This window comes from Clostridium beijerinckii (genome assembly GCF_008705175.1).
Taxonomy (GTDB): domain Bacteria; phylum Bacillota; class Clostridia; order Clostridiales; family Clostridiaceae; genus Clostridium; species Clostridium beijerinckii.
On sequence record NZ_CP043998.1, the window covers coordinates 3,610,182 to 3,626,626 of the forward strand.

General features: G+C 29.3%; 12 protein-coding genes and 1 pseudogene. 5 read left to right on the forward strand and 8 right to left on the reverse strand.

Features of this window, described 5'->3' with window-relative positions; genetic code table 11:
• The first annotated feature begins 196 nt into the window (after positions 1–196).
• On the forward strand, positions 197–1,039 hold the full coding sequence (locus tag F3K33_RS16155; RefSeq protein ID WP_039773577.1) for an SDR family oxidoreductase: 843 nt from the start codon (positions 197–199) through the stop codon (positions 1,037–1,039).
• A gap of 509 nt (positions 1,040–1,548) precedes the next feature.
• Here F3K33_RS16155 and F3K33_RS16160 read toward each other — a convergent pair.
• Positions 1,549–2,436 (reverse strand): LysR family transcriptional regulator, encoded by an 888-nt coding sequence (locus F3K33_RS16160; protein ID WP_039773576.1) that lies wholly within the window; start codon positions 2,434–2,436, stop codon positions 1,549–1,551.
• Between the two features lie 130 nt (positions 2,437–2,566).
• Between F3K33_RS16160 and F3K33_RS16165 the strand changes: the two genes are divergently transcribed.
• The gene (locus tag F3K33_RS16165) at positions 2,567–3,178 is read left to right on the forward strand and encodes a LysE family transporter (RefSeq protein ID WP_039773575.1); all 612 of its coding nucleotides are present in this window, start codon (positions 2,567–2,569) and stop codon (positions 3,176–3,178) included.
• Positions 3,179–3,916: 738 nt separating this feature from the next.
• On the opposite strand, the gene F3K33_RS16175 is transcribed toward F3K33_RS16165, so the two are convergent.
• Complete coding sequence (locus F3K33_RS16175; RefSeq protein WP_039773574.1) at positions 3,917–4,474, reverse strand: helix-turn-helix domain-containing protein; 558 nt, start codon at positions 4,472–4,474, stop codon at positions 3,917–3,919.
• 118 nt (positions 4,475–4,592) lie between these two features.
• Here F3K33_RS16175 and F3K33_RS16180 point away from each other — a divergent pair, with 118 nt between their 5' ends.
• Positions 4,593–5,174 carry a LysE family transporter gene (locus F3K33_RS16180; RefSeq protein WP_039773572.1) on the forward strand — a complete coding sequence of 194 codons (582 nt, stop codon included), beginning with the start codon at positions 4,593–4,595 and terminating at the stop codon, positions 5,172–5,174.
• A gap of 112 nt (positions 5,175–5,286) precedes the next feature.
• Here the strand turns inward: F3K33_RS16180 and F3K33_RS16185 are convergent.
• The 6 genes and pseudogenes from F3K33_RS16185 to F3K33_RS26435 form a co-directional block, all read right to left on the reverse strand.
• Positions 5,287–5,511 (reverse strand): annotated as a pseudogene (locus F3K33_RS16185) (recombinase family protein); the annotation flags it as partial.
• A 188-nt stretch (positions 5,512–5,699) separates the two neighbouring features.
• Positions 5,700–6,590 carry an HNH endonuclease gene (locus F3K33_RS16190; protein WP_039773570.1) on the reverse strand — a complete coding sequence of 297 codons (891 nt, stop codon included), beginning with the start codon at positions 6,588–6,590 and terminating at the stop codon, positions 5,700–5,702.
• A gap of 280 nt (positions 6,591–6,870) precedes the next feature.
• Entirely contained in the window at positions 6,871–8,838 is a 1,968-nt protein-coding gene (locus F3K33_RS16195; RefSeq protein ID WP_039773569.1) for a class I tRNA ligase family protein, read from the reverse strand.
• A 746-nt stretch (positions 8,839–9,584) separates the two neighbouring features.
• Positions 9,585–11,228, reverse strand: coding sequence for a DUF262 domain-containing protein (locus F3K33_RS16205; protein WP_039773567.1), 1,644 nt, complete (start codon positions 11,226–11,228; stop codon positions 9,585–9,587).
• A 370-nt stretch (positions 11,229–11,598) separates the two neighbouring features.
• Entirely contained in the window at positions 11,599–12,564 is a 966-nt protein-coding gene (locus F3K33_RS16210) for a DUF2971 domain-containing protein (protein WP_167514418.1), read from the reverse strand.
• 269 nt (positions 12,565–12,833) lie between these two features.
• Positions 12,834–13,967, reverse strand: a complete 1,134-nt coding sequence (locus tag F3K33_RS26435) for a potassium channel family protein (RefSeq protein ID WP_167514419.1) — start codon at positions 13,965–13,967, stop codon at positions 12,834–12,836.
• 1,766 nt (positions 13,968–15,733) lie between these two features.
• On the opposite strand from F3K33_RS26435, the gene F3K33_RS16220 reads away from it, so the two are divergent.
• Both F3K33_RS16220 and F3K33_RS16225 read left to right on the forward strand, forming a co-directional pair.
• A complete protein-coding gene (locus tag F3K33_RS16220; protein WP_039773565.1) occupies positions 15,734–15,958 on the forward strand; it encodes a DUF1659 domain-containing protein in 225 nt (74 codons plus the stop codon).
• A 164-nt stretch (positions 15,959–16,122) separates the two neighbouring features.
• The gene (locus F3K33_RS16225) at positions 16,123–16,341 is read left to right on the forward strand and encodes a DUF2922 domain-containing protein (RefSeq protein ID WP_012059376.1); all 219 of its coding nucleotides are present in this window, start codon (positions 16,123–16,125) and stop codon (positions 16,339–16,341) included.
• The last annotated feature ends 104 nt before the right edge of the window (positions 16,342–16,445 follow it).

Below are 16,445 nucleotides of genomic sequence, written 5' to 3' on the forward strand. Positions count from 1 at the left end.
ATTCCTTAAAACTATAGTAAATATTATATCAAAAATCAATTTGTTTTTTCATCAATTCATTGAATTAATACTTTGCAGAATTAGGCAAGTTTTAAACATTATCGTTATATTATGTTTTTATTTTTAATGTGATAATATGGTTAGTCAAACTTGATGTCTAAACTATTAAATTTTAATAAAAGAGAGGTATAAAGAAATGGAACAAAGAACCTGGTTTATAACTGGTATTAACAGTGGATTCGGACGACATATGACTGAACAACTCCTTAAGAGGGGCGATAAAGTTGCTGGTACTGTCCGCAATATGAATTCAGTAGATGATCTTAAGGAGAAATACGGCAATCTTCTTCGAGTGGCTTATCTTGATGTTACAGATGCCACAGCAATTTATGAAGTTGTCAACAAAGCTTTCAAGGAACTTGGAAAAATTGATGTTATTGTAAGCAACGCTGGTTATGGCCTTATTGGTGCAGCAGAAGAATTAACTATTGACCAAATTACTCATCAGATTAATACAAATCTCCTTGGATCTATCCATTTGATTAGAGCTTCATTACCACATCTACGTGCTCAAGGAGAAGGGCATATCATTCAGCTCTCATCATCAGCAGGCCAAACTGCATTCTCCGGAGGATCACTCTACCATGCAACTAAATGGGGAATTGAAGGATTCTGCGAAGCCGTAAGACAGGAAATAGCTCCTTTTAACATCAGTCTTACAATAGTGGAGCCAAGTGGAGCACGTACGAATTTTACACATCATAGTGTAGTATTGGGTCAAAAGTTAGAGGCTTACTCGATTTCTCAAGCACATAATGCCAGACGCGGTTTTGAAGATACCTCGATAGTTCCTATTGGTGATCCTGCTAGAATGGTGAAAATCATGATTGACAGTGCCGACCAAAAGCCAGCACCAATAAGAATTGCTCTTGGCAGCGGAGCTTATAATACGATACATCAATCACTTTCAAATCGTCTTGAAGAACTTGAATCACAAAAAGAACTTGCCTTTTCTACTGATTTCCCTACTAATAAATAAAAAGTAGAAGATAGAACAGGCATTTGAAGTGTTTAATTTGTTAGATACAAAATTAAGCATATATTTTTGAAAGCTTAGTAGAAACAAATAATCTGCTATCAATTCGTTTAGTTGATAGCAGATTATTTCATAAATTGATTAAATATTAATTCTAATCCCTTAACGCAAATATTCCTATTTCTGCGTAAAAGTTAGACTAACATAAATCAAAATTCTCTCAAACCATTGAACAATACTTCTACTTCAATACGGTTCATAATACAATACTTTAAAAAAGTCTACATCCCTTATGACATGGTTCACCGTATCAGTAGCAAATGATAACTCTTTTTCCTTTCTCATCTATATAAAAAGTTCTTTCGTTGAAAAATAAAGAATTCTTATTTAGATGATTCTTATCATTCCATTTTTAACTGTTACGTCATATAAAAATGTTAATGTTTAATTAAATAAGAAAGCACTAAGAACACAAAACAAATACCTTTGTTATTTGAATTCAAAATATTATATTAACTATTCATCATTTCTTTACTCAAATTTATAAAAGCTCTTAATGCCCTTGAACCCCACTTATCTCTATGATATACCATTTGCGTAGTCAAATAAAAGGAATCTTCCCACCACTGAAGTTCTATTAATTGCTTTCGTTTCAACTCCTCCTGAGCAGCAATCTTGGGAAGCAGGGTTATTCCAAGCCCGCTCATTGTCAATTGTTTGATTGATTGGATACTTCCCATTTCCATTATTGATTTCGGAGTTACCCCAGCATCATTGAGACTTTGTTCAAAAAGATTTCGGTAACCACAGCCTTTTTCTGAAACAATTATGTTATATTCAGCAATATCTTCAGGATGAACATGTTTCTTGGAAGTAAGTGGATGTCCTGGGGTCGCTAATAAAACTAAAGGTTCAGGAAATTCCAATTCTGTAATTAACTCAGAATCATTGATTTTCTGACCAATAATAAAAGCAACATCAATCTGATTTTCTCTTATCAATGTTTTACATTTATTATTACTTTCCATTTTTAGAATAATTTCAACCTCCGGATAATGCTCATGAAATTCCTTTAATATAGGAGGCAGCCTTACAGCACAAAGCGATTCATTAGCCCCTATTGTCAAAGTTCCCTTTACTACATCTGATGTACTTAAATTACTTTTTGCTTCATCACAAAGTTTAATTATTTGCTTAGCATAAACATGAAACTTTTCCCCTTCTGAAGTCAAAGATATACTTTTCCCTAATCTTTCAAACAAATTAACACCTAATTCTTTTTCCAACTGTTGTATCTGAGCAGTGATAGCAGATTGTGAATATCCTAGCTCAAATGCTGCTTTTGTAAAATTACTCAGCTTAGCTACGGTAATAAATGCATTTAATTGACGAAATTCCATTTCTATATCCCCCAAAAATCAATCATTTATTTTGATTGTTACAATTTAAACTATTGATTTCACTAATTATTAGTAGCATGATATCATATTGTTACTATCTTTTCAAATTTAATCATTAAGGAGGTAAGCTATGTTCAATTTATCTGCACTTTTATCTTATGTTCTTGTTTCAACTTTTACGCCTGGTCCAAATAATATTATGTCTATGACAAATGGTACTAACTTTGGATATAAAAAAACATTGAAATTTGTTCTAGGTGCTACAACGGGTATGGCTTTGATTATGTTATTGTGTGGTTATCTTAACTTATTTTTATTTGAACTTCTTCCCAACATAAAGTTGTCTATGGAAGTATTTAGTTCGGCATATATAATATATTTAGCTATCAAGATACTCAAAAGTAATTCTAACCCAAATGCAATTAATGATTACAGCATCAACACATTTAAATCTGGAATGCTTATGCAATTCATGAATCCTAAAACAATACTTTATGGTATAACGGTGACTTCAATTTTTATAATCCCCTACTATAAATCGAGCATAATATTATGCTTATTTGCTATATTCCTCTCATTAGTAGGATTTATATCGATGTCCTGCTGGACTCTTTTTGGTGCATTATTTCAAAAAATTCTTAGCCGTCATAGAAAGTTATTTAATATTGTTATGGCATCTCTCCTAATATATTGTGCATTATCAGTTCCCGATTTTAAACTTCTAATTCATTTATTTATCTGATGTCTAGACGGGGTACCACTTTGAATTATAATAAAAGAAATGCAAACTAATCATTAATTTTAAACAATACTGCCTTCTAATGTATTGCTGATAGTTCCGATATTTTAGTGTCTTAAAGCATTTTTTCTTAGCATAGTAATCTTCCATATTTTTCACAATAGAAAAAGCCTTAATCACTGTTTCAATGGTAATTAAGGCTTGTTGTCCAATCACATAATCTTTTAAATTTTGTGGTGTTAGTTCTACTTGAATTATTAGCGAGATAGCAAAATCATTATTACAAATTATCAAGGGATTTGTATAAGTTCCACCATTACTACATACCATCTTATCAGCATATTCAGCAATAACATCAGCGAATCAATGTAATACTTATACTTTTTTTCTTCAAGTTCTTTCTCTTCCTCTACGACTATGACATACACCCACCCATCTTCATATTTATTTCTGTATTCCCCATATTCATTGTCTAGTTTCTGTAATATATCTTGAATAGTTTCTTGTACCTCCTTGAAAATAAAAATATTCTTACCATATTTCTAAGGTAAGAGTTTTCAATAGAATAATATATACATTTTCTATCATTTCAAAGAAAATCCCGTTATTTATGGTATGGTTCACCGTATCAGTAGTAAGTGATAACTCATTCTCTTTCTCACTTATATAACAGGCTCTTTTATTGAGGATAAGAAGCACCTCTTAGATACTTCTTATCATTCTACTTTTAACTGCTACACCCTATGCTCGTTTGGAGTAGTAGATAAGCATAGAAAGGATAACCTCTTCACTTCCTATATTTCTGTATGAATGAGTTATATCAGCCTTAAATCTAATGGAATCACCTTCGTTTAAAGAATACACTGTATCGCCAACTGTGACTTCGATATTACCACTGAATACTGTTATATATTCTTCCGTTCCGGCAAGATGAGCTTCTGCTTGCAAACCTCCATCTGGAGCAATCACAATACGATAAGTTTCAAATAAACGTTGTTCGTCAAAGGTGAACAACGGATAATTTATATACTTCCCGCTATCCTCAACAATTGGAGTGATATCCTTGAATGGCAGAATAGTTGCTTGTTTTTCGGATTCTTCAATTAGAGAAGTAAACGAAACCTTATACCCATTAGCAATTTTCCATAATACAGATAATGTGGGATTCACATCCCCTTTTTCAATTTGTGCTAACATACTACGAGATACTCCAGTCGTCTTGGCAGCTGCATCCAGCGTCAATTTCTTTTGTTCCCGAATATGCTTTATATTTTGAGAAACCGTGGTATTAATATCCAAAAAATCTTCTCCTTTCACCTATTGACACTATATCGAACTAATAGTACAATAAATCAGAAATCTTATATATTGTACTTTAAATACATTATATCATCACAGTTTAAAGGAGGCAAATTAAATGTTTAGTTGGATCAATTTTCTCACCTATGCAATAATTACAGCAATAACACCTGGACCAAATAATATTATGTCCATGTCTACCGCAGGTCGTCTGGGGCTCAAAAAATCACTACCTTTTAATCTAGGAATATGGGCAGGCTTTTCCATTGTAATGCTAATTTGCACGCTATTTAGCAGTATGCTTTCTTCTGTGTTACCAACGATTAAAATGCCAATGCTTATTATTGGTGCCGGATATATGCTCTATTTATCTTGGAAAACATACAAAAGTTCTCCTGAAATTGAGGATAATCATCAAGGAAGTGGATTTATATCAGGTTTGACTTTGCAATTTATTAATCCCAAAATCTATATCTACTGTATAATTTCAATGGAGGCATATATATTGCCGTATTATTCCAATCAAAAACTTTATTTATTTGGTTTTGCCCTACTGCTAGCTTTTATTGGTTTTTCATTTACGCTGTGCTGGTCGATATTTGGGTCAATATTCAAGCAGCTATTTTCAAAATATGCAAAGATAACCAATACAATCATGGCACTTTTACTAGTCTATTGTGCAATATCTCTATTTTTGTAAAAACAGTAGATAGCACAAAATATAATTAATGGTTAGTTCGTAGTTTAACTTTACCATTGCGAATTAATTCTAACATGTTTTTAATCAGTATCTTCATATTTTTGTTCATTAATTATATACATATTTTTATATTCACAGGATTTATCATCAACATTCTTTTTGAAACAACAGAAAAAGGAGAACCTCCTCCATAATCATTTGGACTTGGTTCTCCTTCATTACTTAGATACATTGTTAATTTATCATTAATATTAAGCTCTATTGACTCTATATCTCTAGCTTTGTTTATTGTTATTTTTGAAATCAACATATGCAACAGCCTTTTTTGTTGCTCCTTGAAGGTAACTCTCCGAATTCACTTTACTTACTTTTACTTATTATCCTTTATTTATGATACGGTTCACCATTAATTATCCTAAACTTTGCTTTGTATTTAAGTATTATTATCTAGTTGCATCAACTTGCTATTATGAACACAACATATTCCAACTTAATATGATACTCTTTAAATTCCATTATTTAATTTTAGGATTTATCATTTTTATATAGTTTAATCAACTCATCTAAAGAAATATCTATACCGACCATTTTTAACAAATCCTTTCGTTCATTATATAGTTTTTCAAGCATTACTTCAAAACCTTCTCCTAAATGTATTTGTTTGTGACAATTACAGCATAAAGAAACAATGTTTTCTTCGACATCAAGAGATATTTCAAAATTATTGTGGTAAGTAATTGGTACTAGATGATGGGGTTCAGTATAATTTATGTCCGAATTTCTTCTAATGAACGTTAAATGAGTATTATCAAATTCACATTTATACTTTGCGTGTCGCAGCGCATTTATTGACACTCTTCGGCTTCTAGGATACACATATTTATTTTGAACATAAACAGGATCTTTCTTATTTTTAGATTTACCACTATATTCAAAATGTGTGGTATCCGAAGAAAGGTCACTTTTGCCGATATCTAAAATAAGGTCATCATCCGAATAACTATTATCTGAAAATATGTTTAATTCTTCAATAGCTTGAACAAGCTCTTCTCTTAATGTCCATTCCCAAGTCTTTGGTTTTGTATCAATTTGTTTGCTTTTCATCACCACAATAAATCTTGTACCTTTAGCTATATCACCTTTTCCCTTAACAACGAACCGCCCAATTTCTTTCTGCACTCTTCCAGCCAAACCATTTATAATTCCATTAGCACTCATACTATGCTCATTATATTTTTTACCAATATAACCACAAGTGGCAGAGTGTCCAGGTTCTATGTACCATTTTCTTATAGCTTCTTTACTTTTATCATCAAAAACTCTAGAATTTGTTAACAATTGCTTCCATTCATCAGTAGTTATATCAATATCGCAGTGATACTCTCCATCAATAATTTCACATATTTTTTCAATCATATGCCCCTCCAATTTTTAAATATTTAATATACTTAATTTTATAATTATACTTTTTGTATTAATCCAACGAACAAATATCGAACCTATGCCAAGTTATAGCAATGCATTTCTATTAGTTTCTTTTTTCTGAATACCATTTTTCATGGGCTCTTGGAACTTTATAAGAATGGATATTCTAAGGAATAAAAATATACTACATCAAAACTATTATCTCTTTGCTTTAAAATATAATCTTCATATGATTCATTAACAACAATAATTTAAATGCATTCATCTTCGATCAATATTGATATTCCATTTTCTTAAAGAAATCCACTTTTGGTTCAAGAAATTTAAACTTATGGTTATCAGCATCTTCAAAATAAGAAGTAATAGGTTCAAATATTTTATCCCAATTCCATAGTTCATCATCTATATTTAGATAATCTTTAAACATTTCACATCCTTCTGGTGCTATAGGGTGTATTAGTACTGCTATAACTTTACAAGCGTAAAAACAATCTGCTATTACGTTTCTTTTTAATTCCTCATTTTTAATATTACTAGCCCAATGTTTATTTACTTCCCTTATATAATCGTCCAGAACATATGCTATTCTATGAAAATCTTGATTATACATATGTCTTTCATATTCTAATACTGCTTTTTCTGTTAATTCTTTAATTTTTTCACTTACCTCTTCTTTAGGAATATCTTCATTAAGACTTTGCATGGTATAAAAACATGAGCGAATAAGTCTATTAAATACATTTGTTAAAAGGTTTCCTTCTTTTAATACTGGGTCTGCTCCTACCTTTTCTTCTTCCTTCATGTAAACTTGTGGCTTAAAACCAACACTTTTTGAAGATAACCCAAGACTCATAAAGTGCATGCGTAATTGATCCTTCGTATAAAATTTTAATAATTCATCTGCCATTGGTGGCTTAATATCTGAACTGCTGCTTGCTTTTTTATCCATAAATAAAATGTGCTTATTAGAAACAATGTGTGGTAAATTTAGCTTAGTAACATCTACATTTTCACCTTTAGCTACCTTTAACCCAATGAACATAGCCATTTCAGCAATTGAATAAAAATATATATTATCTTCCCCTATAAATTGATATACCATTGAATCATCATTATCCCACCAATTACGCCATTCTTCAGGATTCTTACCTCTTGACTCCAAATGTGCTTTTGTAAAAGAAATTGGAGCCCATAAAGATTCTGGCCACACCCAGAAGGTTAAATTTTTTAAATCTTCTTTATCTGGTACTTTTACTCCCCACTCTATATTTCCTGATAATCTAAAAGGAACCAAAGTCTTACCACTAGTATAGTTAATATTTAAATTATCCAATATTTCTTTTGCCTTATCCCTATCCTCTAATGTTTGGAAAATAAACGCTAATGAAGATTTTTTCTCTTCATCTACAGTTTCATGGCTTGGAAATTTAGCTTCTAGATCATTTACATCTTTTATATATTTTCTTGGGACATATATTAATGGCTTCTTTAAAAATTCATCTATAGTGTTAATTTCATACTTTCGTCTATTGGTATTCTTCTTTAAAAACTCATTAAGTTCCTTCATTATATCCATAGATTCATCTAAGGTAAAATACCAATTATCTACACTTTTTAATATTGGTTTATTTCCTGATAAAGTGCTAATAGGATTAATTAATTCTGATGCCATATATTGATGCCCTAATGAACATTCCTCTGCATAGGCTTTATCAGAGTTACATCCTGCTATTGGACATTTTCCTATTACTTGTCTTCCATTAAGAAAGATTTTCTTATCTTCATCATAAAATTGCAGTGCTGACATCTTCTTTATATAACCATTTTTAAATAAAGTATTAAATATTTCTTCTGAAACTTCATTATGAAATTCTCCTGTCCTTCCAAGGGCTGAAGCTCCAAAAATATTTAGGCTGATATTGTAATCTTCTAAGGTTTTCTTTTGACTCAAATGATTTGCCTTAACATAATCCTCCATAGTATTTTCGTATCCATTTTCCTTTAGCTTTCTGTAGCTTTCAAGGATAGGTGAACCATAACAATCTGTACCAGATACAAAAATAACATTTTCTTTCCCTATTCTATCTCTTAAAAATCTTGCAAATATATCTGCATGGATGAACATTCCTCCAACATGGCCAAAATGAAGATTCTTATTTCCATAAGGCATTCCAGCTGTTACTATAGCCTTCTTTGGAAATGTTGGTCTTTCGTTTTTTTCTATTCTTTTACTTATCATAAACTTCTCACTCCTTAAATTTCTAACTTTCATACTTTGGATAATCAAAAAATAAAATATCTATGATGTTTTAAACCTATAATTTTTCATCTGCTCAATTTTAATGTCAAAAAAGCCCCTGTAGAAAATACTTCTACAGGGGCGAAACTTCTATTTCGCGATGCCACCCTTTTCCCTAAAATGTCACCATTTTAGGCTCTTCAAGTACACCATCTCCCTAAAATTATAGAATTATAGGGCAAATCATACTCTGGTTCTGTAACGTGAACTTACGTCATAGCATCACTTATAATAAATTTTTATCTTATAGCTAGGCATCATGTAACATCACTTCTTCTTCAAATGTGAGTTATAGGTTGCACTCTCTAAGATAATTCAAACTAAATTCAGCGAAAATAAAATTTCACCTAAAAAGTTTTACTTTATAAGATCCGTATGCAGCTCCGAGACTTGTTTCATTATGATTTCATAATTTCCTCACACCAAATGGAAACTCTCTGAGTATTCCCTCATAACTACTCTTCTCTTCATAGCTTTTATTTTTGTACAATTATATACCTTATGATATTAAGTGTCAATTATATTGATTAATGTCTTGGTATATGAATGATGGGAAGTTAAGTAAATATAGTACTTGATACATTTATATAATATAGGTAATTTCTTTAGATTGATTGATACAAAACTTTTCACAATTTCCAATTAAAAAGCATAGTACAATTCACTAAACAATGCAATAATATATATTATTGCACTAATAGTTTTATAATGTCTTCTTGTCGCTTTTCTAATACTTTGCATGTCCACTCTGTGTATGTTAATATTTTTTGACTTCTTGAAAAATCACTGATTCTTCCTTTAAAATATCTCTCTTTCTTATTTTTAAACTCATAATTACTTGCTGAAGAATTTTTTCTCTTGCTTAATAATATCAAATTTGCGATTTTATGTTTCCAATTAGAATGCTCTTCTTCACTAAAACAATTTCTCCAAGGGCTTTTATCATTAACGCTCTGGGGCAAAACATGTTCTACACTTATTGTATTATATCTTCTTTCTATGTTGTGTTCAGATTCCAAATACTCTAATTTTAACAGTAAATACTTGCAATAGGATTCACTATATATGTCCCCATTAATCTTATCTCTTAAAATCCTGATATCGAATCCCATTACTTCGCTTTTAATAACCTCATCTGATTTATTTGACATTTCTATTTTTCTTAGAATTGAGTTCATATTGACAACTCTTTTAGTCGAAGTAACTCCTAAAACCCAATCTGCTACAAATTTTCTTTCTAATGCTTTTATAAATTCAAGAATCTTCTCTTCTTTAAACCGTTTGTAATAATATAAAATAGGTGGTATCCAGTCTGTTGACGGTAAGAAATCTGTCATGATATTTAATAAATTAATATATTCTATCTCTCTTGAATCTCCCTTCAGTACATCTTTATCTAATAATAACTTTTCATATATTGCTTTATAATTATTTAAATACTCTATAAAGTCTTTTCCCTTCAAAATCTTGTTTTTTGAAAAAATAAGATTTTCGTATTCCTTTAGTATATCATCTTTTGCTTTTTCCTTTACTTCAATTGTTCTGATATAAGAAATAAGCTTTTCAAATAGTTCAGATCCTAAATCTTCTTCTATCTGCTCCCATAATGCTGCATATTTTTTGAGATCACTTTCATTCATAACACTAGGTGATAAATTTGTCGCTTTTAATATATCAACTCTCCTTAATTGTAATCCTCTATCGTTTACTATAGTAAATAACTTAAATGCATCTTCAAAGTTTTTTGTTGCAATGTAGATAACAATGCATCTTTGAGATATATGTTGTATCAATGATTGAATTTGCAGTTGTGTCAAATTCGCAAGCTTGTACTTGAAAATATTCACTGCATTTACCATGTTTTCTTGAGCTGAGTTTTTTGGAGCAGCCTCTTTAATTTCTACCGTTCCATTATCTTGCTGTATATATTTTCTAAAAAATAAGCTTTCCTTAACTTCTATCCTTACTTTTTCAGGAATCCCATCTGCCAAATTTTCTTTTTGGAATATCTTGTCTTGATTTGAGTTTTTAAATTGTGTATCTATGACAGCATCACGTAAACAGGCTAATAAAATTTGTAAAGTTGTAATTCTTTGTTGACCATCAATTATCGCATACTTCTTTCCTGTTCCTATGCCCTCAAGTTCTTGTAATATTATTGTTCCCAGAAAATACTCATTATTCCTATTTGACTCATAAATATCATCAAATAATTGTTCACAATTCTCCTCTTCCCATGAATATGGCCTCTGATATTCTGGAATCATAAAGAAGAATTCATCACTAAAAAGTTTTTTTAAAGAAATTTTTTCACCTATAATTACCGACATGTTTATCCCCCTAGCTTACACCACTTTTTTTCTTTTACATTCGCCCTAATTATTCCCACAATATTTGATTATTTTACATAGAAATTATAACACAATATGTAAAAATATTACATATAACTTTTTTATATCATGTTATTCAGTTTTCAAAAATATTGCATACTCTTTACTATTTTTATAACTAATCTTCATTAATAAGCAATCATGAAATTAAAAATAACGTAAAATCATTAATTATATAGCCATAGTAATTTACATACAAATTATTAGCCTAATTTGTATATGGATAATTAGAATCCTTATTTTTTGATACTGTTAATCTTATCATTAGTAAATAATCTATTTTCATTTTTGAGTATTACTTTATATAACTTTACTGTATCCTCGTAGAAATTAGTTTAAATTCATTAGATTTCATTTGCATTTTATATACTGGTATTGATTTTTTCTTTGCAATATCTTTTATTAATAATTCATTTTCTTCACTAATCCTAGCACCTAAGAAAACTTTTGTTGGAGTAGTTACCCCCTTTGCAAATGGTACTGCACTTGATCCCCATGAGATTGAATATCTCCACTCTTTCTCATATTTCCATTCAGTAGATTTTGTCATAGCCACATATGAAGATATTAAACAATTTAAATTAACTGAATTTTTTATGTAAGGAGTTATATCAAATAATTTATCTTGATAAATTACAGGTTGTAACATCCTTGTTAATTCATTTTTTTCTCCCAATTGTTTAAAATTATATTCTACACAAAAACCACTATGATAGCCTCCATAATGACTCCACATTAATATTGAATCATTTATTTCACTAAACGAACAATTTAAAATAGATTTTTGAAAATTATCTCTATATCTCTCATTAATTAAATCAAACTCTTTATCAACTGCATGTTTGATAGCGTCTGCCATTTCCTTTGGATTATAATCGTTTTGTGTCTGTTCTATATATTTTTTTGCTAAAAAATAATGAAATTCAGTTAACTCTCTACATTCTTTCAATACTTTTTCATCATCACTACTTAATATTAATCCACTATTTTTCTTGCATAACTCTATTGTATTTTCTTTTATTCTATTTATAGCCTCTATACTAAAAGTCATATTTAACGCGCAATCATATGGATCATTATAATTATTGGCAGTAGTTACCCAAACGGTATCATCTTCAAAATTTTTTAAAGAAAATTCGTTTATTTCCCTATATTTATAAAATCTTTCTGGCATATGTTTATATTTTAATTCTTTAGCTTTATCAATGGAATTCAAATCCAATTCATCACCATCTGTTGTATATAATAACTCTATATATTCTTCAATCCAATCCATTTTAGCCTCCTTATTATTTATCAGTCCTTTATCTATGATATGTTTCATCACTTATTCTCCAGAATTTATTAGTATTTAAATCATTTTACCTAGCCGCTAATTCTTAAATTATATGGATAATTAGAAGTTCAATAAATAAAGTTCTATAAATATAACATTTTGCACTCAGATCTTCTCTAAACCTCAAATAAGTTTGGTTTAATTATCTTTTGTAGGTATTGTTTATCCACTTTTATGCTCAATGTGAATAAAATCATAAAACGTATTATTTAGTTTGTTTCTTCCTTTATGAACAATGAAGAAACAAATATTCCAACTACAGTTACTCCAAATAATATTTCAAACATAACGTAAACCCTTACCCTGCTAGAATTTGGTAGAATATCTCCATATCCTGTAGTAGTAATTGAAATCGCACTAAAGTATAAGAAATCCGCTAAAGAATATTGATGTTCCCCTTTTAATATATTTTGTAATTCTATAATATCTTTATTTAAATAAATTTCTGAATATTTCAATATGTCTTTTAAATCAATGTTTAATATATAATTATTTGATTGCTCAATATTTCCAAACGCTTCAATTAAGCTACTATCAGTAGTATTAATCCTTATATTAATAACCTCTTCTTCAACTGACTTTAATGTTTTCTTTTTATCTAGATATCCAATGTGAGGACTTTCACCATTTATTGATATTACATGAGCTGTACCAGAAACTTTAAAAGTTTCGTTGCCATAATCGAATTCACTAGTTTCAGGAACATCTGTATATAGTATCAAATTCATAACATAAGATGTCGTATTATCTTTCACTACTTTTTTTATGTTACTTACTGAATAACCAATTACACCCTTTTTCACGTACATGTTTTCATAATAGTTAGCCCATTTATCACCAATAACAGTTTTGCAAAATGGAGTGTTAAAAATCGGAGAATCATTAGAGGCATTAAGTATAGAAACTATTTCTACATTTTTATAATCTTTGCTAGTTATAATATCACTAATAAACTGATTATCAACCTCACTTTTTGTATTTTCTTTGAATGTACTTATTTGAGATTTTAATAACAAATCACTTTGAAAAATAAATTCCTCACCATGAGATACATTTGCTATATCCCTGTAAATCACACCCCACGTGAACCAAATAAATAAATAGATTACTAATAAAGTACTACTTAAAATAATTTTTTTATGTTTTTTTATAATTATATTTATTGGTCTTGTTAAATCAAATACAACCATCATCTTATTCTTGATATAGAATAGTAATCCAGTATATATAAAAAATAACGTTATTAAGCTTGTACTTATGACAAACTTAAGGATTATACCTACCCATTCAATAATACTTATTATTTTTTCAATTAGATCATGATTTAATTGTGTGTCATACAAGCGCTCACTCATTTTAAAAAAATAATAGTTGTCAAACATGAAATTTATTGGACTTAACACTAGGCTAAGCATAATCGCTACAATAAGCATTTGTAAAAACGATCTCGATGTAAAGAACTTACATAAACCCCGAATAATTTTTTTAATGTTATAATTATATTCAAACGCAGCATAAGTCAAATAAGCAATTAATATATACGTAATTAATGAAATTAATTGTTCAATACTAAAGTATAATAATCTTTCACTGGTTAAATTTATAATACCATCATTATATAAAATTATATGCTTGATTTTTGAAGTAATAATATCGCTAATAATATGATTAGGTAATAAGAATATTGTTATAATACAAGCCAGTCGCCTACATACAAACAGCTTATTGTTGCAATCCACATTATATTCCATATTACTGCCAGTTAAAATTTTAATTTGATGTAATAAAATTTTTTCATAAGAGCATACTATAATTAAAAATATTACAATAGGAATCAATAAAAAAGAAAATGGACTTATAATTTTAGGTAAATTAAGAAAAGACGAAATATTGTAAAGAAAATTTAATAATAAGATAAAAAGACCGAGAAGATAGCTGCTTTTAATTTTTTTTATTGTTAATTTAATATCACTAAAAATAATGTTAATCATCTTTGTTCCTCACTTCTAATTAAAAAATTAATTTATTTTACAATGTGAAAGTATTATTTCTACTAAAATCTCTAGTTATATTTGTGTATTTTTAGCTTTGCAATTTAATATAGTATTAATATAATCTTTTGTAAAAACTTAGGCTATTTTTTAAATATATTGAATGATTCATAAAATAGTATATTTACTGCTTAATGCATTTACAAATTAACTTTATGCATACCAATTGGTGAACCACCGCTTTTATTACCAAAGATGCAGTCAGAGTAGCCTTTCCCTCGGTTCATATCGTACGTGATAGTTTCCCATCATTTTAGCTTTACATAACATTTTTATCGTCATTCTTTAATCCGACTATCACTTTTAACTGGTGTTATTCTAACACTAAATTTCTTCAACCTTTTCTGTTTTCACTTGAATTACACCAAGCATATGTAACTCAATCACAGTACATCATGTGGGGGCGAGTTTTTTAGCTTCCAGCATACTTGCTATCGTCCTAGATAATATTCTCCTCACATTCACCGAGTTTCGCACATCAAACATGATACTATTTGGGCACGCTGGAGTATTAAACGTTTTGTCACTATTGACATCGGATCATTCAGGTACTTCCCACTATCCATTCAAATGATGAGTTCCACTTGTTTCTTTTTTATAACTTTCATCTAGTAATCTGATTTTATTATACATATATTGTTCAAAAACAAATCGTACACTTCTCATTATAGATATTATAAGAATACAATCTTATTATTATCTATAAGACTATATAACCCATTATAATCTAATTTTTTCATACATGAAATAATTATCTAATTATGAAAAAATAAATATGATAACATTCGTTTATGCTACCACATTATAGATCTCTTAAATATTTTCTTTATCACAAACATTATTAACCTTTATCTTACCTAATTCTTCACTAAGAATCATGTATTTTTTTGTAAGACTTTACAACTCTTAATACATAAATGATTGTTGTTACTAATAGAATTACACATTCCTCTAACATCCATAGTGCTAAATTGATAAATAATTTTCTTCTACTTATGTAATAACTAAAATTTATCCATATATCCTTTATGAAAACAAAGTAAAGGAGGTAATGAAACATGGCTGTAACTAAAACTATTGACTCTGTTTCTCTTAGTATTGAAGTTCAAAAGGCTCTAGATAAAGCTGGGGACCCAATTTATACCAAGAAGACTTTCTCAGGTATAAAAACAGATGCTACACCTGAAAATGTCTATGCTATTGCAGATGCAATTAAAGGTGTATTAGAAGCTAACACTAGAGATTACTTTATTAATGAATCTTCTAGTTTAGCAAATGCTTAGAATCTTATTCTTAAAAATATTGTAGGAAACTCGACTCACGTTCGTTCGCTGGATACTCACAGAGTAAGCGATCATCATCAAATCACAGATTTGGATGCCTGCTTAACTGATTCACACCGAATCATAGATTCGGGTTCTCTACTTAAAGATTGGAGGGAAATTAAATGGAATATACTTTAGCTATGACTTTTTTAACTTCTGCTGGTGAAAAAAGCACTTTAAGTGTTTCTGGTGTTAAAACTACTCTTACAAAAGATGAAGTTAACGCACTTATGGACACTATAATTTCAAAAAATGTTTTTAAAACTAAGGCTGGCGATCTAGTTAAGAAATCCGGTGCTCAGGTTACTCAAAGACAAGTTACTAAATATGAAGTAGCTTAAAAATAAGGACTGCAATAAGATTGATATTTTTTATCTTATTGCAGTCCTTAAATTTATGAAACCTCTTAAGAGTTAAGGTGTATTTTACAAGGTTGTTCTATTTC

What these genes read in the sequence shown, in the direction of transcription:
- F3K33_RS16195 (WP_039773569.1), bottom strand. Translation starts at nt 8,838, where the DNA reads ATGATAAGTAAAAGAATAGAAAAAAACGAAAGACCAACATTTCCAAAG.
- F3K33_RS16225 (WP_012059376.1), top strand. Translation starts at nt 16,123, where the DNA reads ATGGAATATACTTTAGCTATGACTTTTTTAACTTCTGCTGGTGAAAAA.
- F3K33_RS16205 (WP_039773567.1), bottom strand. Translation starts at nt 11,228, where the DNA reads ATGTCGGTAATTATAGGTGAAAAAATTTCTTTAAAAAAACTTTTTAGT.
- F3K33_RS16165 (WP_039773575.1), top strand. Translation starts at nt 2,567, where the DNA reads ATGTTCAATTTATCTGCACTTTTATCTTATGTTCTTGTTTCAACTTTT.
- F3K33_RS16210 (WP_167514418.1), bottom strand. Translation starts at nt 12,564, where the DNA reads ATGGATTGGATTGAAGAATATATAGAGTTATTATATACAACAGATGGT.
- F3K33_RS16160 (WP_039773576.1), bottom strand. Translation starts at nt 2,436, where the DNA reads ATGGAATTTCGTCAATTAAATGCATTTATTACCGTAGCTAAGCTGAGT.
- F3K33_RS16220 (WP_039773565.1), top strand. Translation starts at nt 15,734, where the DNA reads ATGGCTGTAACTAAAACTATTGACTCTGTTTCTCTTAGTATTGAAGTT.
- F3K33_RS16155 (WP_039773577.1), top strand. Translation starts at nt 197, where the DNA reads ATGGAACAAAGAACCTGGTTTATAACTGGTATTAACAGTGGATTCGGA.
- F3K33_RS16180 (WP_039773572.1), top strand. Translation starts at nt 4,593, where the DNA reads ATGTTTAGTTGGATCAATTTTCTCACCTATGCAATAATTACAGCAATA.
- F3K33_RS16190 (WP_039773570.1), bottom strand. Translation starts at nt 6,590, where the DNA reads ATGATTGAAAAAATATGTGAAATTATTGATGGAGAGTATCACTGCGAT.